At 67.6% G+C, this 18900-nt stretch carries 14 protein-coding genes; 5 read left to right on the forward strand and 9 right to left on the reverse strand.

Features of this window, described 5'->3' with window-relative positions:
* The 3 genes from CGX12_RS15020 to CGX12_RS15030 form a co-directional block, all read right to left on the reverse strand.
* The coding region (locus tag CGX12_RS15020) for a TolC family protein (protein WP_176442079.1) at window positions 1–1031 on the reverse strand (1031 nt) is incomplete at its 3' end.
* Between the two features lie 2 nt (window positions 1032–1033).
* Window positions 1034–2962 carry a MacB family efflux pump subunit gene (locus CGX12_RS15025; RefSeq protein ID WP_094040673.1) on the reverse strand — a complete coding sequence of 643 codons (1929 nt, stop codon included), beginning with the start codon at window positions 2960–2962 and terminating at the stop codon, window positions 1034–1036.
* Complete coding sequence (locus tag CGX12_RS15030; RefSeq protein WP_094040674.1) at window positions 2962–4116, reverse strand: efflux RND transporter periplasmic adaptor subunit; 1155 nt, start codon at window positions 4114–4116, stop codon at window positions 2962–2964. The genes CGX12_RS15025 and CGX12_RS15030 overlap by 1 nt, the downstream gene beginning before the upstream one ends.
* Window positions 4117–4671: 555 nt before the next feature.
* Between CGX12_RS15030 and CGX12_RS15035 the strand changes: the two genes are divergently transcribed.
* On the forward strand, window positions 4672–6261 hold the full coding sequence (locus CGX12_RS15035) for an acyl-CoA dehydrogenase family protein (RefSeq protein ID WP_094040675.1): 1590 nt from the start codon (window positions 4672–4674) through the stop codon (window positions 6259–6261).
* Between the two features lie 85 nt (window positions 6262–6346).
* On the opposite strand, the gene CGX12_RS15040 is transcribed toward CGX12_RS15035, so the two are convergent.
* Window positions 6347–8314, reverse strand: coding sequence for a TonB-dependent receptor domain-containing protein (locus CGX12_RS15040; RefSeq protein WP_094040676.1), 1968 nt, complete (start codon window positions 8312–8314; stop codon window positions 6347–6349).
* Between the two features lie 213 nt (window positions 8315–8527).
* Between CGX12_RS15040 and CGX12_RS15045 the strand changes: the two genes are divergently transcribed.
* Complete coding sequence (locus CGX12_RS15045; protein ID WP_094040677.1) at window positions 8528–9448, forward strand: LysR family transcriptional regulator; 921 nt, start codon at window positions 8528–8530, stop codon at window positions 9446–9448.
* A 106-nt stretch (window positions 9449–9554) separates the two neighbouring features.
* Here the strand turns inward: CGX12_RS15045 and CGX12_RS15050 are convergent, their stop codons facing one another.
* The 3 genes from CGX12_RS15050 to CGX12_RS15060 all read right to left on the reverse strand — a co-directional run bounded on the left by CGX12_RS15050 (window position 9555) and on the right by CGX12_RS15060 (window position 11386).
* A complete protein-coding gene (locus CGX12_RS15050) occupies window positions 9555–9911 on the reverse strand; it encodes a metalloregulator ArsR/SmtB family transcription factor (protein ID WP_094040678.1) in 357 nt (118 codons plus the stop codon).
* On the reverse strand, window positions 9905–10318 hold the full coding sequence (locus CGX12_RS15055; RefSeq protein ID WP_094040679.1) for an arsenate reductase/protein-tyrosine-phosphatase family protein: 414 nt from the start codon (window positions 10316–10318) through the stop codon (window positions 9905–9907). Before CGX12_RS15055 ends, CGX12_RS15050 begins: the two co-directional genes overlap by 7 nt.
* A gap of 90 nt (window positions 10319–10408) precedes the next feature.
* Window positions 10409–11386 (reverse strand): NAD(P)/FAD-dependent oxidoreductase, encoded by a 978-nt coding sequence (locus CGX12_RS15060; RefSeq protein ID WP_094040680.1) that lies wholly within the window; start codon window positions 11384–11386, stop codon window positions 10409–10411.
* Window positions 11387–11571: 185 nt separating this feature from the next.
* Between CGX12_RS15060 and CGX12_RS15065 the strand changes: the two genes are divergently transcribed.
* The gene (locus CGX12_RS15065) at window positions 11572–12876 is read left to right on the forward strand and encodes an inosine/guanosine kinase (protein ID WP_094040681.1); all 1305 of its coding nucleotides are present in this window, start codon (window positions 11572–11574) and stop codon (window positions 12874–12876) included.
* A 76-nt stretch (window positions 12877–12952) separates the two neighbouring features.
* Window positions 12953–13723, forward strand: coding sequence for an EAL domain-containing protein (locus CGX12_RS15070; RefSeq protein ID WP_094040682.1), 771 nt, complete (start codon window positions 12953–12955; stop codon window positions 13721–13723).
* Window positions 13724–14267: 544 nt separating this feature from the next.
* On the opposite strand, the gene CGX12_RS15075 is transcribed toward CGX12_RS15070, so the two are convergent.
* Both CGX12_RS15075 and ytfE read right to left on the reverse strand, forming a co-directional pair.
* On the reverse strand, window positions 14268–16538 hold the full coding sequence (locus CGX12_RS15075) for a nitric-oxide reductase large subunit (RefSeq protein WP_094040683.1): 2271 nt from the start codon (window positions 16536–16538) through the stop codon (window positions 14268–14270).
* Window positions 16531–17208, reverse strand: a complete 678-nt coding sequence (gene ytfE / locus CGX12_RS15080) for an iron-sulfur cluster repair protein YtfE (RefSeq protein WP_094040684.1) — start codon at window positions 17206–17208, stop codon at window positions 16531–16533. Before ytfE ends, CGX12_RS15075 begins: the two co-directional genes overlap by 8 nt.
* A 154-nt stretch (window positions 17209–17362) precedes the next feature.
* On the opposite strand from ytfE, the gene norR reads away from it, so the two are divergent.
* Window positions 17363–18900, forward strand: a 1538-nt coding sequence (gene norR, locus CGX12_RS15085; RefSeq protein ID WP_094040685.1) for a nitric oxide reductase transcriptional regulator NorR, incomplete at its 3' end; no start/stop codon positions are given.

Below are 18900 nucleotides of genomic sequence, written 5' to 3' on the forward strand. Positions count from 1 at the left end.
GCGCTGACCGGCTGGGGCCGCTTCTGGAGCGGGCGGCGCATCCTGCTGGTGACCATGGCGCTGCTGCTGGCCGGCATGCCCTGGCTGGCGCTCAACCAGGGCTTCTGGCTGTCGGTACTGGCGGTGGGGGGCCCGCTGGGGGGCGCCGGCGGGGGGGGCGGGCGCGGCCCGGGGGGGGGGCCACAGGGGGGGGGGCCGGTGGTGCCGCCCCCGGGCGTCGGGGCTGCCGGCGGCCCGGGGCCGCCCGCCGGCACCGCCAGCGCCATCAGCGCGCCGGCGCCGAGGTCGAACGACTGGGGCGTGCGGCCCAGCAGTATGGCCAGGGCCGAACGGCTCTGGCGGGCCTGTTCCCGCAGCGGCAGCAGGGCCGCCTCCTGGCTCAGTACCAGGGTGCGCTGGCGGCGCAGGTCGCTCAGGGCGGCGGCGCCGTAACGGTACTTGGCGTCCACTATCGCCAGGTTGTCCCGGGCCAGGGCCAGGTTGTGCTCGTTGATGCGGATGCGCTCCCCGGTGGCCAGCCACTGGAACCAGGCGCTGGCCACGGCGGCGGTGAGGGTCAGGCGGGCGCTCTCGTAGTCGTGGCGGCTGGCGTCGAGGCCGGCGTCGGCGGCCAGCCGTTCGGCCCGGTTCTTGCCCCAGAGATCCAGCTCGTAGCCCAGGGTCAGCCCCAGGCTGCTGCGCTCGCCCACGTCGCCCGGGTCCGACCAGGTACGGTTGCTGGCGCCGCTGGCGTTGAGGCTGGGGAAGAGCGAGGCGCCGGCGGCGGTGAGCTGGGCCTCGGCCTGGGCGATGCGTTCGGCGGCGATGCGCAGATCCGGTGCTTCGGCCAGGGCCTGCTCGATCAGCGCGTCCAGGGTGGGCGAGCCGAAGCCCCGCCACCACTGGCGATCCAGCTCGGCGCCGTCCTCGGCCGGGCTCAGCCACTGTCCGGCCAGGGGTAGCGCCGGCGGGGCACCGGCGTCGGGCAGGGCGCAGCCGGTCAGGCTCAGCAGCAACAGCAGGGACAGGGGACGCAAGGGGGTGGCAATCATGATTACTCCGAAGCCAGGGCGATAACGGGGTCGAGCCGGGCCGCCTTGCGCGCCGGCAGCCAGCCGAACACCAGGCCGGTGACGAAGGCGCAGCCGAAGGCGAGCAGCACCGGCGACAGGGAGACATACACGGGGAGATCGAAGCGGGCCACCAGGGCGGCGGCGCCCAGCCCCAGCACCACGCCGATGGCGCCGCCCAGGGCCGAGACCACCAGCGCCTCGGTGAGGAACTGCTGCAGTATGTGGCGGGTGCGGGCGCCGGTGGCCATGCGGATGCCGATCTCCCGGGTGCGCTCGGTCACGCTCACCAGCATGATGTTCATCACCCCGATGCCGCCCACCAGCAGCGAGATGGCGGCGATGGAGCCGAGCAGCCAGGTAAAGGTCCGGGTGGTGGCGGAGACGGTGTCGATGATGGAGGACATGTTGCGGATCTGAAAGTCCTCCACCCCGTGGCGGGCCAGCAGCAGCCGGTGGATCTCGGTTTCGGTGTCGCCGATACGATTCACGTTGTCCACCGCCACCACCAGGTTGCGCAGGAAGCGCTGGCCGAACAGGCGCAGGCCGCCGGTGGTGTAGGGCACGAACACCACGTCGTCCTGATCCTGGCCCCAGGGCGAGGCGCCCTTGGGCGCCATCACCCCTATCACCTGGAACAGGATGTTGTTGACCATGACGTACTGGCCCAGGGGATCCCTGTCCGGAAAGAGGGCGTCCACCACCGACTGGCCCAGCACCGCCACCGTGGCGTAGCTCTGCTCGTCGTCCTCGGTGAAGAAGGTGCCGGCGCTCAGGGCCCACTGGCGGGCGAAGGGGAAGTCGGCGGAGGTGGCGTTGATCTCGGGGCTGTGGTCCAGGTTGCCGGCGCGCAGGGTGGCGGTGCCGCCGATCTCCGGCACCGCCGCCGCCACGTTGGCCACTTCCCGGATCGCCTCCATGTCCTCCGCCACCAGGGTGGAGGCGCCCCGCCGGCCCCACTGGTTGGGGGCGCCGGGGCGCACCACCAGCAGGTTGCTGCCCATGGCGCTGATGCTCTGCACCACCTGTTGCTGGGAGCCGTTGCCGATGGCCAGCATGGTGATCACCGAGGCCACCCCGATGACGATGCCGAGCAGGGTGAGGGCGGCACGGAACAGGTTGCTGCGCAGGGAACGAAAGGCGGTGCGCACCGCCTCCAGCAGTTCGGTGGCAAGCGAACTGCCGGCGCGGGAACGGGCGGGGGGCGCATGCTCCCGCCGCCCCTGGGCCGGGCCCGGATCGGCGATGATGCGGCCGTCGCTGATCTCGATGATGCGGTCGGCCTGGGCCGCCACCTTGGGGTCGTGGGTGATCAGTATCACGGTGTGGCCCTGGCGGGCCAGGCCGGTGAGCAGGGCCATCACCTCGGCGCCGCTGTGGCTGTCGAGCGCGCCGGTGGGCTCGTCGGCGAGGATGATGTCGCCGCCGTTCATCAGGGCCCGGGCGATGGACACCCGCTGCTGCTGGCCGCCGGAAAGCTGGCTGGGCCGGTTTTCCAGGCGGTTTTCCAGCCCCAGGGTAGTGAGCAGTTGCTCCGCCCGGGCATGGCGCTCGGCGCGGGGCAGGCCCGAGTAGAGGGCCGGCACCTCAACGTTTTCGCGGGCGCTCAGGCCGCCCAGCAGGTGGTAGCTCTGGAACACGAAGCCGAAGGTGTCCCGGCGAAGCGCCGCCAGCTCGTCGCCGCTCAGGCTGGCGACGTCCCGGCCCATCAGCCGGTACTCGCCGCCGCTGGGCTGGTCCAGGCAGCCGAGGATATGCATCAGGGTCGACTTGCCCGAGCCGGAGCTGCCCATGATGGCGACGAACTCGCCCCGGTGGATGGCGAGATCGATGCCGTGCAGCACCCGGGTGGCCAGCTCGCCGCTGCCGTACTGCTTGGTGATGCCCTGGAGGGCGATCAGTGGCGTGTTCATCAGAAGCGCATCCTTATGCCGCCGCCGGGGCGACTGTCCGCCGTGGCCGGCGCCACGTTCAGCACCACCTGTTCATTCAGGGCCAGGCCGTCGCGGATCTCGGCCTGGATGCGGTTGTTCACGCCCACCTCGACCCGGCGGTTTTCAAGGCTTCCTGAGGCAGCGAGCACCCGCACCTCGGCCTGGCTGCGGTCGCGCCGATCCGGAAAGGTCAGGGCCGACATGGGCACCAACAGCACGTCCTCGGCTTCGGCCAGCACGAAGAACACCTGGGTGGTCATCTGGGACATCAGCCGGCCCTGGGGGTTGTCGATGTCGAACAGGGCGTTGTAGAGCACCACGTTATTCTCCACCACCGGGCTCGGCTCCACCTTGCGCAAGCTGCTGTACCAGCGCCGGTTGGGCTCGCCCAGGGTGGTGAAATACACCTTCATTCCGGGGCTCAGCTTGCTCACGTCGGCCTCGGACACCTTGGCCTGCACCGTCATGGTGGCCAGGTCGGCGATGCGCATCAGGGTTGGCGCCTGTTGGTTGGTGTTCAGGGTCTGGCCCTGGCGTGCCTCTATGCTCACCACGGTGCCGTCCATGGGGGCATAGATGCGGGCGTAGTCCAGGTTGGCCTCGTCGGCGCGCAGGCTGGACTCGGTCTGGCTGATCTGGGCCCTGAGCGCTTCTATCTGGGCCTCGGCCGAGCGCAGGCCGGCCTCGGCGGTCTGCAGCGCCTCGCGGGAGGTGGCGTTTTCCGCCATCAGGTTCTGCTGGCGCCGGTGCTGGAGGCGGGCCAGGGTGAGCTGGGCTTCCCGGTCCTTGAGCTGGGCCCGCTGGTTGCGCAGCTGGGCGCGGCTGGCGTCCACCTGGGCCAGGTAGACGGTGGGGTCTATCTCCGCCAGCAGGTCGCCGGCGCGGACCTTGTCGCCCACTTCCACGTGGATCACCTTGAGCTGGCCCGAGACCTGGGCGCCCACGTCCACGTAGTCGCTGGGCTGGAGCACGCCGGTGGCGGTCACCTGGTCGACCAGCTCGCCCTGCAGTACCGCCACCGTGACCGGGGCCGAAGCGGCCTTGCCGCCGAACAGGCGGTCGGAAAACACATAAGCGCCGAGGGCGACAGCCAGCAGGGGCAGGCCCAGCCAGAGCAGGGTGGTTCTCTTCATATTGTGCGGATCCCGGGTAAACACCGGTGGTGCTGGACCATGGTGGATGGGTGATGTTCGGCTATTCAAGCACTTAAATGTCACCAGAGTTTGTCAATGTTTCACAAATCCGGTTCTTTGACAAAGTTGCCCGTTGAGATGGAAAAATCGGCCCATCGTTTTCCTTTCCCGACAGGCTTTGTCCCGAGCACTATATAGCCTAAAACCTGGGCAGTGACGATTCCTGGTGCGTGGGCTGTCGCCATGGCTTGGGTGTTGCGCGTCACCTTGGAGCGCGGGCGGCCCGCCCGCATGATGATGGCACCGAGATGGACGAAGACACACCCAACCCGCGATGCCTGTTCTGCCTTGAGTCTTTTTGAACCTGTGGTGTGCTATGCCAGCCCGAGGGTTCGCGCTACGCGCGAAGGCAGGCGGGCCGCCTGCGCTCCACCGGCAAGGCGCACACGCCAGACAGCTTGATTTTTAACCATGTGGTGCTCTGGGGTTGGAGGAGGTTGGTCGGGTGCCTCACCTTCTATACTGGGGCTGAACAGGCTGAGCGAGGAGGCCGCCATGGACAACCAGACTCCCGATTTCGTCGACCAGGATGCCTTCACCCTGGACCAGGCGCTGGTGGAGGGGGTGATGCGCGAAGGCGCCGCCTGGGCCCGGCCCGGGCTGGAGCAGTACGGCCGCTGGATCACCCGTCCCGACATCATCGCCGCCGGCTTTGCCGCCAACCGCTGGCCGCCGGTGCTGCACGGCCTGGACCGGCAGGGTCGGCGGCAGGACAGGGTGAGCTACCACCCGGCCTACCACCAGCTGATGCGCCACGCCCTGGAGGCGGGCCTGCACGCGGCCCCCTGGCGCGAGCCCGGCACCGGCGCCCAGGTGGCCCGGGCGGCGCGCTATTACCTGCACAGCCAGGTGGAGGCCGGCCACTGCTGCCCGCTGACCATGACCTTCGCCGCCGTGCCGGTGCTGCAGCGCTACCGTCCCGACTGGCTGGGCAAGGTGCTGGCTCTGGCCTATGACGGCGACGACAAGCCCCCCGAGCGCAAGCCGGGCCTGACCCTGGGCATGGCCATGACCGAGCGCCAGGGCGGCTCGGACCTGCGCGCCAACACCAGCCGGGCCGAGCCGCAGCGGGACGGCAGCTACCTGCTGCGCGGCCACAAGTGGTTTATGTCGGCGCCCATGTCCGACGCCTTCCTGATGCTGGCCCAGGCGCCGGCCGGGCTCGGCTGCTTCCTGGTGCCGCGCTGGTGGCAGGGCGGGCGCAACGGCCTGGAGCTGCAGCGGCTGAAGGACAAGATGGGCAACCGATCCAACGCCTCCGCCGAGGTGGCCCTGGCGGGGGCGAAAGGCTGGCTGCTGGGGGAGGAAGGCCGGGGCGTGCCCACCATCATCGAGATGGTGGCGCTCACCCGCTTCGACTGCATCCTGGGCTCGGCGGCGGGCCAGCGCCAGGCGGTGGTGCAGGCGGTGCACCATGCCCGCCACCGCAAGGCCTTCGGCGAGCGGCTGATCCGCCAGCCGCTGATGCGCCGGGTGCTGGCGGACCTGCAGCTGGAGGTGGAGGGCAGCCTGGCATTGGGACTGCGGCTGGCGCGGGCGCTGGACGACAGCACGGTGCCGGGCGAGGCGGCCCTGGTGCGCCTGGGCACGGCCATTGGCAAGTACTGGGTATGCAAGCGTACCCCCCAGCATGCGGCCGAGGCCATGGAGTGCCTGGGCGGCAACGGCGCCATGGAGGACTTCATCACCGCCCGGCTGTACCGGGAGGCGCCGATCAACGCCATCTGGGAGGGCTCGGGCAATATCCAGGCGCTGGACGTGCTGCGGGTGCTGGACAACAATCCCGATGCCCTGGCGGCGCTGCGCGGCGAACTGACCCCGGCGCTGGCGGCCTTTCCCCGCCTGGGCCGGGCCTGGCGGGCGCTGGAGCCGCTGCTGAAGCATCCGGCGCCGGAGCTGGCCCGCCATGTTACCGAGCGGCTGGCACTGCTGTGGCAGGGCGCCATCCTGGCCCGGGGCGCGCCCGAGGGCGTGGCCCGGGCCTTTATCGACAGCCGGCTGGGGGAAGGCGGCCTGACCTTCGGCACCCTGGCGCCGGGCTGCGATGTGGAACTGCTGCTGCAACGGGCCCTGGCCGGCGACTGATCAGGCCGGTTCCTGGCCGGGCGAGAAAGGCGGAAATGAAAAAGGCCCTCCGCAGAGGGCCCCGGCAGGCAAGCGTCAGGAAGGATCAGAATTTTACGTCCAGCCCCACCCAGTAGGTGCGGCCGTCCAGCACCCGGTTGTGCCTTTCTTCGCTGATGTCGGTGTCGGTCAGGTTGTAGATGCCGAACAGCAGGGTGGTGGCGTCGTTGACCAGGTAGTTGCCGCCCAGGTCCAGGGTCTTGTAGGCCGCGAACTTCTCGCCGGCGGCGCCGCCGCGATCGATTTCGAACTCGGAGCCCTTGTAGCTCAGGGTGGTCCACAGGTTGAGCTGTCCGGTGGCGTCCCAGTCGAGGGTGGCGGAGGCCTGATGGCGGGGGGTGTCGTTCAGGGGATCGCCCTGGTTGGCGCCGCTGCGCTGTTCCGAGTCGGTGAAGCTGTAGCTGCCGGACAGGCGCAGCGCCTCGTTCAGGGGCAGCGTCAGGCCGAGTTCGGCGCCCTGGATGCGGGCCTTGTCCACGTTTCTCCGCTCCTGGATAAAGGTGTAGGAGGCGCCGGACGGGGTGGTGCAGTTGTTGTCGCGGCAGATGTCGTAGATCAGGATCTTGTCTTCAAAGTCGGTGTTGAACAGGGTCAGCGAGCCCTCGACGCCATTCTCGCCCTGGTAGATCAGCGACAGCTCCTCGTTCAGGGTCTTCTCCGGCTTGAGGTCCGGGTTGCCCAGGATCACGCCCGAGCCTTTGCCGGTGATCTGGCCCCATTCGGGGGTGACTTCCCGCAGGCCCGGCGCGCTGAAGCCGGTGGACACGCCGCCTTTCAGGGTCCAGTTGTCGTGCAGGCGCCACACGCCGTAGAGGCGCGGGGTGACTTCGTTGCCGTAGTTCTGGTCGCGGTTGAAGCGGGCGCCGCCGGTGAGGGCGAAGCGGTCGGTCAGTTGCCATTCGTCCTCGATGAAGAGGGCGCCGCGCCAGCGTTCGAGCTCGCTCACGCTGGGGTTGAACTGGTTGCCCGTATCGCTCAACGCTTCTTCGAAGTACTGGCCGCCCAGGGTGACCAGGTGGCTGCCCAGGGGCAACAGCAGGCTGGCGTCCACCACCCGGTTCTCGATTTCCATCTCGCGGGTTTCGTTTTCCGCCTGCTCGTGGCTGTAGCTCAGCTGGCTGGTGCCCAAGCGCCAGCGGCCCTCGTGGGACAGCGCGTACTGGGTGCGGGCATAGTCGGCATCGGAGAGGTCGGCGCCGGCCTCGGCGCTCTTGCCCGGGGTGGCGGTACGGCTCTGGGTGCTGTGGCCGAGATCCAGGCGGATATCCTGGGTGTCGGTGGGGGTCAGGTCGAGCCGCAGGCTGGCGCTGTTCATCTCCTGTCTGGGGTAGTAGCCGACCCGGTCATCCTCGTCGCGGCGGGCCGCCTTGCCGGCAAGCTGCACGCCCAGCAGGCCCTCGATCAGCGGGCCGGAGACGGCGGCGCTGGCCTGCTGGGCGTCGCCCGCATAGCCCCGGTCGCGGAAGCTGTTTTCCAGGCGGACCGAGCCGCCCCAGCGCTCGCCCACCTTCTTGGTGATGATGTTGATCACCCCGCCCATGGCGTCGGAGCCGTAGAGGGACGACATGGGACCGCGCACCACCTCGATCCGCTCAATCCTGTCCAGCGGCGGTATCCAGCCCTGCTCTATGCCGGGGCCGTCGCTGTTGGGGCGGGTCTGGCGGCTGCCCTGGCGCTTGCCGTCCACCAGGATCAGGGTGTACTTGGCCCCCAGGCCGCGGATGCTGATGTCCTGGCTGGCGCCACCGCCGGTGATGGTCACGCCGGGCACGCCGCGCAGGGCATCGGTCAGATCCCGGAACGACTTCTTCGCTATCTCCTCGGCGGTGATCACGCTGATGCTGGCCGGCGCGTCCGTTACGTCCTGCTCGAACCCCGAGGCGCTGACCACCACGGTATCGAATACCTGGGTTTGCTGGGCCTGGATCGGCAGGGCGGTGCCGAGCAGGGCGGCGGAAACGGCACAGGCCAGGCGACCGGGACAGGGCAGGCGACCGGGACAGGGCAGGGGCATGGAATCTCTCCTTTTATTTAATGCGAATGGTTATCAAAATCGAGTGCGATTATAGTGACAAACCTCGTCCGAATAGGAGAGTGGCGGCTGGAACATGCCGTTCCATTTAGTTGAACGGGAGGGGTGCATCGGCGCTTAAGGCTGTTAATACTAACGATTCTCATTGGCGGGTGGTAGACTGCCGGCCACCTGTCACCGATAAACGCATTCCCCATGCACGACTTGCTGGAACTAGAAGGGTTTACCGCCGTCATGGCCTGCGGCAGCCTGACCGAGGCCGCCCGGCAACTGGGCATGCCCAAGTCCACCCTGAGCCGGCGGCTGAGCCAGCTGGAGGAGCGGCTGGGCCAGCCCCTGCTCAACCGCCAGGGCAACCGGCTGCAGGCCACCGAGGCCGGATTGCTGTTCGAACAGTACAGCCGGCAGATACTGCGGCTGGCCGAACAGAGCCGGCAGGCGATGGACGATCTGCGCGAGGAGGTGAGCGGCGAGCTGGTGGTGCGGGTGCACAGCTGCTGCTGCCGGGGCTGGTTTCCCCAGGCGCTGGAGTGCTTTCTCGCCGCCTACCCGGGCATGCGCATCTCGCTGCATACGGTGACCCGGCCGCCGGCGCCGGGTGAAGGCCAGGGGGAGATCTGGCTGTGGGTGGGCAAGGATCCGGAATGCGGCCTGCGCCACGAGGTGCTGAGCTTCTGGCCTTGTGGCCTTTACGCCAGCCCGGGATACATCGCCGCCCGTGGCCTGCCGGACCACCCCCGCGAGCTGCCGGCCCACGCCTGGGTCGACTGGCTGGGCGAGGCGGGCGAAGGGCTGGCGCTGCGGCACGAGGCCGAGGGCGAATACCTGTTCCAGCCTTCTCCTTCCCGCCTGATGGTGGACAACCTGGTGCTGCAGCTGGACGCCATCACCCGCGGCCAGGGCATCGGCATACTGCCGGTGCAGTTCGCCGAGGGGTACATGGCGGCCCATCCGGGCAAGCTGGAACGCTGCCTGCCCGACTGGCGGCTGCCGTCATGGCCGGTGGGGCTGCTGTATTCCTTCGGCCGCCAGCCGCGCAAGGTGGGGGCGCTGCTGGCCCATATCCGCAAGTCGATGCCGGACGCCTGGCGCTACCACGAAGAGCAAGGCTGCTAAAGCGGCACCTACAGCGGCACTGATAGGGGCTTAGGCAGCGCCGGCTCTTGGGGCGCGGGCGGCCCGCCCGCATGAGGGAGAGTAATCCGAAGGGTTGTCAGCGGTCTCAGCAGCACAGCCGCTGGCGTTCGGGCCTGTTGCCCATGTGCGCCAGCCGGGCGCGGGCCGGGGCGATGTAGTCCTGATAGTGGCCGAAGGTGTGCCGCAAAATGGCCAGGGCGCCCGCGTCCAGCACCGGCGACAGCCGGTAGTAGACCCACTGCCCCTCGCGCCGGTCCGCCAGCAGGCCGCTCTGACGCAGCAGCGCCAGGTGGCGGGAGATCTTGGGCTGGCTCTCGTTCAGGGCGTGGGTCATTTCGCACACGCACATCTCCTGCTCGGCCATGATCATCAGCACCAGCTGCAGCCGGGTATCGTCCGACAAGGCCTTGAACAGGGAGAGGGGGAGGCGCTCGGCTACCACAGGGGCTTCTCCTGGCGATCCTGCACCAGCACCAGCAGCTTGATGCGCTCGTAGATTTCGTGGGCCACCTTGGTGGCCTCGGGCTGGGAGCAGCAGGAGGTGTCTTCGAAGTGCCAGGCCATGAAGCGCGCCGCCGGCACCGCCTGGGCGGCCTGCTCGACCTGTTCGCACAGGCTGATCACAATGTCGAAATACTGGTCGGCAACCCTGTCCAGCCCTTTGCTATGGAGCCCCTCGGTGTTCACGCCAAGCCGGTGCAGGGCGGCCAGCGCATTGGGCTCTATATCAGAGGGCTGGAGGCCCGCGCTCGTCACCTCGTAGCGGTCGGCGGCAAGGTGCCTGAGCAGGGCCTCGGCGATAGGAGAGCAGACGGCATTGCTGTGGCAGACAAAAAGCACACGAGTCATGGCGGAATCTGGATCCTGAAAGATGGCAACATCATATATTCGGACTTTCGTATGTCAACGCCGGTTTCATGCAATTGTCATCGGGCTGGGCTATAGCCGGCGTGCCAGGGCCCCGGCCAGGGCAAGCCCGCTGGTAAAGGCCGCCTCCACCCGGCCGCCCAGGCACCAGTCGCCGCAGGCCGCCAGCCGGGCCTGCGGATCCAGCAGGAAACCCGGTGCCGGCTGCTTCACCTCGGCGCTGAGGGCGTAGCGCCAGCGATGCAGGCGGGCGCCGGTGATGGCCGTGGGCGCGACCCCGGTGAGGGTGCAAAAAACCTCGAGCAACTGCGCCTGCACCTCGGCCTGATCGTCCTCCAGCCGCTCCGCCGCCCATTCGGGCGTGGAATGCACCACCAGGGCCCCCGCCCGGCGGTTGCGCCCCGGCAACCGGTGGTTGCAGGCAATCCAGCGCACCGGCGCCTCCCTGACCACGGCGGCGTCCCAGCCGGGCAGGCTGCCGTCGTCCACGGCCAGCAGCAGGGCGTAGCAGGGCTGCATGGCAAAGCCGTCGAAGATCCGGTCGGGCAGGGGCAGCAGGGCCCGGGCCTGGGGCAGGGGGGCGGCGCTTACCACCCAGTCGTAGTCGCCCAGGTGGCTGCCGTGCTCGTCCCGCAACCGCCAGCCAGCCGGCCGCCGCTCCAGCTCCGCCACCCGGGTTTGCAGGCGGATGTCCAGCCCGCTGGCCAAGCCCTTGACCAGGGCATTCATGGCCGGCACCGCCACATAGTGGGGCTCGAACCAGGGCCGTGGATAGGGCGGCCTGTCCGGGCTCAGGGTGGTGATCCTGGGGTGCCATTGCGCCACGGTGCCGTCGGCGATAAAGGGGGCCAGCCACTCGCGAAAGGCCGGGGTGCGGGCGGTGAAAAACTGGGCGCCGTGATCCCACTGGCGGGCGTCGTCGCGGCGGGTGGACATGCGCCCGCCCAGGCCGCGGGCCTTTTCAAACAGGGTGATCCGGGCGTGGGGCGCCAGTGCCCGGGCCAGGGTGATGCCGGCCTGGCCGGCGCCGATGATGGCGATGCTGGTCATGGTGTGCTTGTATGCGGACTGATGGGTGCCACTCTTGACCGGGCCCAGGCCGGGGGTCTTTCATTGAAGAAGGCGAAAGGCCGGCGGATTTTTTAACGCTCAAACGTTTGCGCGTTTTTTGTACCGGTGAGCCGGGCGCGGCTTTTTGCTAGACTCCGCCGACCGTTGCTTTGAGGTAAAGACAAATGAAGTTTCCCGGCCAGCGCAAGCACAAGCATTTCTTTCCGGTGGAGGCCCGCGACCCGCGCCTGAGCGAACTGCTGCCCCAGAACAAGCCGGTGTCCGGCCACATCTGCGGCATCGACCAGGTGCTGGTGGACATCGAGGCCCAGGTGGACGACGACTTCCTCGCCCGCCACGGCCTTTCCAAAGGGCACTCCATGCTGCTGCCGGAAGACAAGGCCGAGGCCCTCTACCGGGAACTGCTGGAGCGGGAGCTGATTGTGTCGGAGTTCGCCGGCGGCACCATCGGCAACACCCTGCACAACTATTCGGTGCTGGCCGACGACCGATCCGTGCTGTTCGGGGTGATGAGCGAGAACATCCGGGTGGGCAGCTCGGCCTACCGCTACCTGTGCACCACCTCCTCGCGGGTGGATCTGAACTACCTGCAGCCGGTGGCCGGCTCCATCGGCCAGTGCATCACCCTGATAAGCCCGGACGGCGAGCGCAGCTTCGCCATCAACAAGGGCATGATGGACCACCTTGCCCCCGCCCACCTCGACCAGGCGCAGATCCAGAGCGCCTCGGCGCTGGTGCTGACCGCCTACCTGATGCGCTGTGAAGAGCACGAGCCCATGCAACAAAGCGCCCTGCAGGCGGCCGAGTGGGCACGCCAGGCGGGGGTGCCGGTGGTGCTGACCATGGGCACCCGCTTTATCGTGGAAGACCGCAAAGACTGGTGGCAGCAGTTTATCCGCGACCATGTCACCCTGGTGGCGATGAACGAGGAAGAGGCCCTGGCCCTGACCGGCATCGCCGACCCGCTGCTGGCCTGCGAGCGGGTGCTGGAGTGGGCCGACATGGTGCTGTGCACCGCCGGCCCGGCCGGGCTCTACCTGGCCGGCCATGTGGATGACGAACACAAGCGGGAAACCAGCCGGCCGCTGCTGCCCGGGGCCATTGCCGAGTTCAACCGCTACGAGTACTCCCGCCCCATGCGCAAGGCCGACTGCGCCGCGCCGCGGAAGATCTACACCCATATCTCGCCCTACATGGGCGGCCCCGAGCGCATCAAAAACACCAACGGCGCCGGCGACGCCGCCCTGGCCGCGCTGCTGCACGACCTGGCCGCCAACGACTACCATCGCCACAACGTGCCCGGCAGCGCCAAGCACCGGGCCCGCCACCTGACCTATTCCTCCCTGTCCCAGGTGAGCAAGTACGCCAACCGGGTGAGCTTTGAGGTGCTGGTGCAGCATTCGCCCCGGCTTTCCCGTGGCCTGCCGGAGCGGGAAGACTCGCTGGAAGAGGCCTACTGGGACCGATGAGCCGCTCGCCCGGCTTGTTGCCGGGCCGGGTTATCTGTTACAAGTGAACGGCGCGTACCGGCATTAAGGCAACAAGATGGATTTTCCCGCACGAGTAAAGCAGCAGAGCTGCATGGATTGCCTGAGCGGCCAGTCGCTGGGGTTTGGCATCAGGATGGCGTTTCAGCCCATCATCGACTGGCAGCGGCAGGAGGTGTTCGCCTACGAGGCCCTGGTGCGGGGCCCCGACGGTCAGGGCGCCGGCTGGGTGTTCGAGCGCATCACCGACGACAACAAGTACTATTTCGACCAGTCCTGCCGGGTCAAGGCGATAGAAACCGCCAGCCGGCTGGGCTGCGACAAGCTGCTCAGCATCAACTTCCTGCCCAACGCGGTGTACAACCCGGAAACCTGCATCCGCGCCACCATAGAGGCGTCCACCCTGTTCGGCTTTGATCTGCGCAAAATCATCTTCGAGGTGACCGAAGGCGAGCAGATCCTGAGCCAGGACAAGCTCAGGCGCATTTTCGAATCCTACGCCCGGCACGGCTTTTTGACCGCCATCGACGACTTCGGCGCCGGCTTTGCCGGGCTGGACTGGCTGCACAGCCTCAAGCCCGCCATCCTCAAGCTCGATATGAGCCTGATCCGCGACATCCACCGGGACCCGGCCAGGCAGCAACGGCTGGCCGAGGTGCAGCGGATCTGCCACGAACTGGGCACCCTCATCCTGGCCGAAGGCATCGAAGTGGAAGAGGAGCGGGATTTCCTGGTTAACGCCGGGGTGCGCTACCTGCAGGGCTACCTGTTCGCCCGCCCGGCCCTGGAGCACCTGGCCGGCCGGGACGAGATCAACGGCTGGCGCTAGGGGCCGTTTCAACGGACCAACCCACCACCGGCGCCGTGGTTTGGTCTGATGTAGGGTCCACTTCAGTGGACCAACCCACCAACGGCGCCGTGTTTGGTCGAATAAATTCGACCCTACAAGCCCCGCCGTAGATCCACATCAACGGATCATCCCCCCACCGGCGCCGTGGTTTGGTCTGATGTAGGGTCCACTTCAGTGGACCAACCCACCTCCGGCGCCGTGGTTTGGTCCGATGTAGGGTCCACTTCAGTGGACCAACCCACCAACGGCGCCGTGGTTTGGTCCGATGTAGGGTCCACTTCAGTGGACCAACCCACCACCGGCGCCGTGGTTTGGTCCGATGTAGGGTCCACTTCAGTGGACCAACCCACCAACGGCGCCGTGTTCGGTCGAATAAATTCGACCCTACAAGCCCCGCCGTAGATCCATATCAATGGACCAATCCGCCACCGGCCACAACAAAAAGCCCCGGCGCCATCAGCGCCGGGGCTTGGTTTTGAGGCTTATGCCTGTTGCAGGGGCGACGTCGGTCGGCCGCCTCCGTTTACTTGGCCAGCTCGGTCACGCCTTCGGCTTCGGCCTTGCGCGGCCAGAGGCCGATGACCACCTGCCAGCTGACCGCCAGGGCACCGATGATAAACACGATGTCACCGAAGGTGCGCACCCAGCGCAGGGTTTGCAGCAGGCCCTGCTGCATAAAGCTCTCGCTGCGGGCGTACCACAGGCCTTCGCTGGCGCTGGCCACGAACTGGATGATCCCCACCGGCAGCACGCTGGTGAACAGCATCAGCACCAGGCCACCGTTCAGCCACCAGAAGGCGGTTTTCATCAGCGACTCGTTGAACACCATGTTGGGGCGGATATAGCGCAGCACCAGCAGGGCGAAGCCCAGGGCCAGGAAGCCGTACACCCCGAACAGCGCCGCGTGGGCGTGGGTGGGCGTGGTGTTCAGGCCCTGGATGTAGTAGAGCGCGACGGGCGGGTTGATCATAAAGCCCAGTACGCCGGCGCCCAGCATGTTCCAGAAGGCCACGGCCACGAAGAACATCAGCGGCCACTTCACGTTTTCCATCCAGGGGGCGCGGTGCTTCAGGCGCCAGTTTTCCCAGGCCTCGTAGCCCAGCACCACCAGGGGTACCACTTCCAGGGCGCTGAAGGTGGCGCCCACCGCCATCACCGGGGTGGTGGTGCCGGAGAAGTACAGGTGGTGGAAGGTACCGGGGATACCGCCCAGCATGAACAGCGAGGCCGAGGCCAGGCTGGCGGTGGTGGCCACCTTCTTGGACACCAGGCCCATGCTGCAGAAGATAAAGGCCAGGGCGGTGGTGGCGAACACCTCGAAGAAGCCTTCCACCCACAGGTGCACTATCCACCAGCGCCAGTATTCCATGACAGAGATGTGGGTGCGCTCGCCGTAGAAGAAGCCGGCGCCGTAGAACAGGCCGATGGCGGCGCAAGAGGCGGTGAGCAGGGCCAGCAGGTGCTTGTCGCCGGGCTGGCGCAGGGCGGGGACCACGCCGCGCAGCATCAGCACCAGCCACAGCACTATGCCCACGAACTTGCCTATCTGCCACAGGCGGCCCAGATCCACGTATTCATAGCCCTGGTGACCCAGCCAGAAGTTGAGGTTGGCGGGCATGATCTGGGCGATGGCCAGGTAGTTGCCGATAAAGCTGCCCGCCACCACGGCGACCAGGGCCCAGAACAGCACGTCCACGCCCAGTTTCTGGAACTTGGGATCCTTGCCGCCGTTGATCATCGGTGCCAGGAACAGGCCGGCGCCGAGGAAGCCGGTGGCAATCCAGAACAGGGCGCTTTGCAGGTGCCAGGTACGCACCAGCGAGTAGGGCAGCCACTTGGACAGCTCAAAACCGTAGAAATGCTGGCCTTCCACCGTGTAGTGCGCGGTGAGGCCGCCCATCATCACCTGGAAGGTGAACAGGGCCACCACCAGGAACACGTACTTGCCCAGCGCCTTCTGCGAGGGAGTGAGTTTGAAGCTGGTGAGCGGATCCCGGGCCGGGGCGGCGGGTTCGTGCTCTTCTTCCTTGCGCAGGAAGGACCAGCCCCAGATCAGCCCGCCCACGCCGGCGATCAGCAGCACCACGCTGACGATGGACCAGACGATGTTCTCGGCGGTGGGCCTGTTGTCGATCAGCGGCTCGTGGGGCCAGTTGTTGGTGTAGGTGGCGTCTGAGCCGGGGCGTTCGGTGGCGGCGGCCCAGGCGGTCCAGAAGAAGAAGTTGCTCATGTCCGCCCGGCGCTCGGCGCTGGGCAGGGTGTTCTCCTTCATGGCGTAGCTCTGGCGGGTGCCGCGCAGGGCCGGATCGTTGCCGAACAGCTGGTCGTAGTAGGCGGCGGTGTCGGCCATGGCCTGGGCCCGGCGGTTGGAGATCACCAGCACGTCGGCGTTGGCATCGTAGCTGTTGAAGCGGTATTCCCGCTTCAGCCGGTGCTCGAGCACGGCCTGCTGTTCGTCTTCCAGGTTATGGAAGGCGGTGCCGAACTCGTCTTGCGCGGCCAGCTCCAGCCAGGCTTCCAGCTCCCGGTGCAGCCAGTCGGCGGTCCAGTCCGGCGCCTGGTAGGCGCCATGCCCCCAGACCGAGCCCAACTGCATGCCGCCGACCGATTGCCAGGCGGTCTGGCCGTCGAGGATGCCGTCCTTGGTGGTGAGCAGGGTACCGCTCTCGGTGACCACCTGGGCGGGGATGGGCGGCGCCACCCGGTAAACTTCGCGGCCAAAATAGCCGAGAATGGCGAAGGTAATGCCGAGAACGACGAGCAGTATCGTCCACAGGCGACGATAGTTAGCCATGGTGCACCTCCTGGCGCGGGGATGGTTGAAACAGGATGTTGTTTTCCAGATGGATGTGTTGCATCAAATCGGTGTGCAGCTCTTCCAGGCCGGTGTAGAGCGCCTCCCAGGTGGCGCAGGCCTCCGCCGGCAGGGTGAGGTTATCGGTCAGTTCCAGCAGCCGGGCCAGGGCCTGGCCGTGGTCGTCGTGCTCCATGCGCATCACGGTGATGGGGCCGCGAGCCGGATCGAACAGGCCCCGGCGCAGCATGGGGAACAGGATCTGCTCTTCCTTCTGCATGTGGCTTTCCAGCTCCTGGCGCATGGCGTCCAGGTGATCGGCCAGGCCGTTGGGGCAGTCGGGGCTGTCGCCGTGCACCGCTTCCACCCGGCGGGCCAGGCGCAGCAGCTCCACCAGCTGCTCCCGGTGCACATTGTGGTAGCGGGCCAGAATATGATCGATCAGCGCATCGGTGTCGGCCTCGGCCCAGTTGCACTCGCCGGCCTGGTGCGCCGGCAGCGCCTCCAGCCGGGCCAGCAGCTCGGCGGCGTTCAGGCCGCGCTCGGCCAGGGCGTCGCGCAGCAGAGTCTGGCCACCGCAACAGAAGTCCAGCCGGTACTGGTGAAAGACGCGGGTGGCGCCGGGAATGTCCCTGGCCAGCGAGCCGAGGGAATGGTCAAGCAGGCTCATGGTATTGCTCCTTGATTGGGGTATTATGGTTACCTATTTAGCAATGCCTGTGCCAGTTTTTAATTTATTGATTTTTAAGTAATTAATATTTTTATGGTAAAAAATACCCTATTCCATTAGGGTAAATAAAACCCTGTTAAGGTAAAAAATACCCATGCTCTACGAGATCCTGCTCGCCGACCTCACCACCGAACTGCCCAGCGCGGTACGGTTGCAAAGCCTGGTGCGCACCCTGCGCGAACACTTTCGCTGCGGCGCCGTCTGCCTGCTCAAGCTGCAGGAAGAGGTGCTGAGCCCGGTGGCGGTGGAGGGCCTGGTGCGCGAGGCCCTGGGCCGGCGCTTTGTGGTGGCCCAGCATCCGCGGCTGGCGGCCATCCTGGCCAGCCGCAGCACCGTGGCCTTTCCGCCCGACTCGACCCTGCCGGACCCGTACGACGGCCTGCTGGAGCACCATGTGGGCGAGGCGCTGCCGGTGCACGACTGCATGGGCATCAGCCTGTATCTGGAAGGGGATTTATGGGGCGCCCTGACCCTGGACGCCCTGGAGGCGGGCACCTTCGATCAGGACGCCCGCGAGCAGTTGCAGCGGCTGGCGCTGACGGTGGAGGCGGCGGTGCGGGGGACCCGGCTGGAGCAGGACATCCGCGGCCTGCGGCTGGCGCGGCAGGACGCCCCGGCGTTGCAGAGCGAGCGGATGGAAGGGGAGATACTGGGCCAGAGTGCCCAGCTCAAGCGGCTGTTGCAGGAGCTGGATCTGGTGGCGGACTCGGAGCTGCCGGTGCTGCTGACCGGCGAAACCGGGGTGGGCAAGGATCTGTTCGCCCGCCGGCTGCACCAGAAATCCCGCCGCCGCGACCGGCCGCTGGTGCAGGTGAACTGCGCCGCCCTGCCCGAGTCCCTGGCCGAGAGCGAGCTGTTCGGCCACGTAAAGGGCGCCTTTTCCGGCGCCGGCAACGCCCGGCCCGGCCGGTTCGAGGCCGCCGACGGCGGCACCCTGTTCCTGGACGAGGTGGGCGAGCTGCCGCTCGGCATCCAGGCCAAGCTGCTGCGCACCCTGCAGAACGGCGAGATCCAGCGGCTGGGGGAAGACGAGCCGCGCAAGGTGAACGTGCGGGTGATTGCCGCCACCAACCGCCAACTGCACGACAGCGTGCGCGACGGCCACTTTCGTGCCGACCTGTATCACCGGCTGTCGGTGTATCCGGTGCCGATACCGCCGCTGCGCGAACGGGGTAGCGACGTGCTGGTGCTGGCCGGGCACTTCCTGGAGCTGAACCGGGGCCGGCTGGGGGTGCGCAGTTTGCGCCTTTCCCCGGCCGCCGAGCAGGCCCTGTGCCAGTACGGCTGGCCCGGCAACGTGCGCGAGCTGGAGCATGTGATCAGCCGCGCCGCCATCAAGGCCCTGGGCCGGGGTGCCGCGCGGGAAGACATCATCACCCTGGAGCCGGAGCTGCTGGACCTTTCCGGCGACCTGCACCGGCCGGAGAACAACGCCACCACCACAACGGCAGCCCCGGCCGGCCAGGCGCCAAGCCAGCCCCCGGCCAGCCTGCAGGAAGTGACCAACCAGGCCCAGCGCCAGGCCATAGAACAGGCGCTAAACGCCAGCAACCGCAACTGGGCCGCCGCCGCCCGGCTGCTGGAAATAGACCCCAGCAACTTGCATAAACTGGCGAAACGATTGGGGATGAA

Origin of the sequence: Zobellella denitrificans (assembly GCF_002237365.1) — a bacterium.
GTDB classification, from domain to species: Bacteria; Pseudomonadota; Gammaproteobacteria; order Enterobacterales; family Aeromonadaceae; genus Oceanimonas; species Oceanimonas denitrificans.

Excerpts from the sequence above, each read along its gene's own strand:
- CGX12_RS15025 (WP_094040673.1), bottom strand. The coding sequence starts at position 2,962 with ATGAACACGCCACTGATCGCCCTCCAGGGCATCACCAAGCAGTACGGC.
- CGX12_RS15030 (WP_094040674.1), bottom strand. The coding sequence starts at position 4,116 with ATGAAGAGAACCACCCTGCTCTGGCTGGGCCTGCCCCTGCTGGCTGTC.
- CGX12_RS15035 (WP_094040675.1), top strand. The coding sequence starts at position 4,672 with ATGGACAACCAGACTCCCGATTTCGTCGACCAGGATGCCTTCACCCTG.
- CGX12_RS15040 (WP_094040676.1), bottom strand. The coding sequence starts at position 8,314 with ATGCCCCTGCCCTGTCCCGGTCGCCTGCCCTGTCCCGGTCGCCTGGCC.
- CGX12_RS15045 (WP_094040677.1), top strand. The coding sequence starts at position 8,528 with ATGCACGACTTGCTGGAACTAGAAGGGTTTACCGCCGTCATGGCCTGC.
- CGX12_RS15055 (WP_094040679.1), bottom strand. The coding sequence starts at position 10,318 with ATGACTCGTGTGCTTTTTGTCTGCCACAGCAATGCCGTCTGCTCTCCT.
- CGX12_RS15060 (WP_094040680.1), bottom strand. The coding sequence starts at position 11,386 with ATGACCAGCATCGCCATCATCGGCGCCGGCCAGGCCGGCATCACCCTG.
- CGX12_RS15065 (WP_094040681.1), top strand. The coding sequence starts at position 11,572 with ATGAAGTTTCCCGGCCAGCGCAAGCACAAGCATTTCTTTCCGGTGGAG.
- CGX12_RS15070 (WP_094040682.1), top strand. The coding sequence starts at position 12,953 with ATGGATTTTCCCGCACGAGTAAAGCAGCAGAGCTGCATGGATTGCCTG.
- CGX12_RS15075 (WP_094040683.1), bottom strand. The coding sequence starts at position 16,538 with ATGGCTAACTATCGTCGCCTGTGGACGATACTGCTCGTCGTTCTCGGC.
- ytfE (WP_094040684.1), bottom strand. The coding sequence starts at position 17,208 with ATGAGCCTGCTTGACCATTCCCTCGGCTCGCTGGCCAGGGACATTCCC.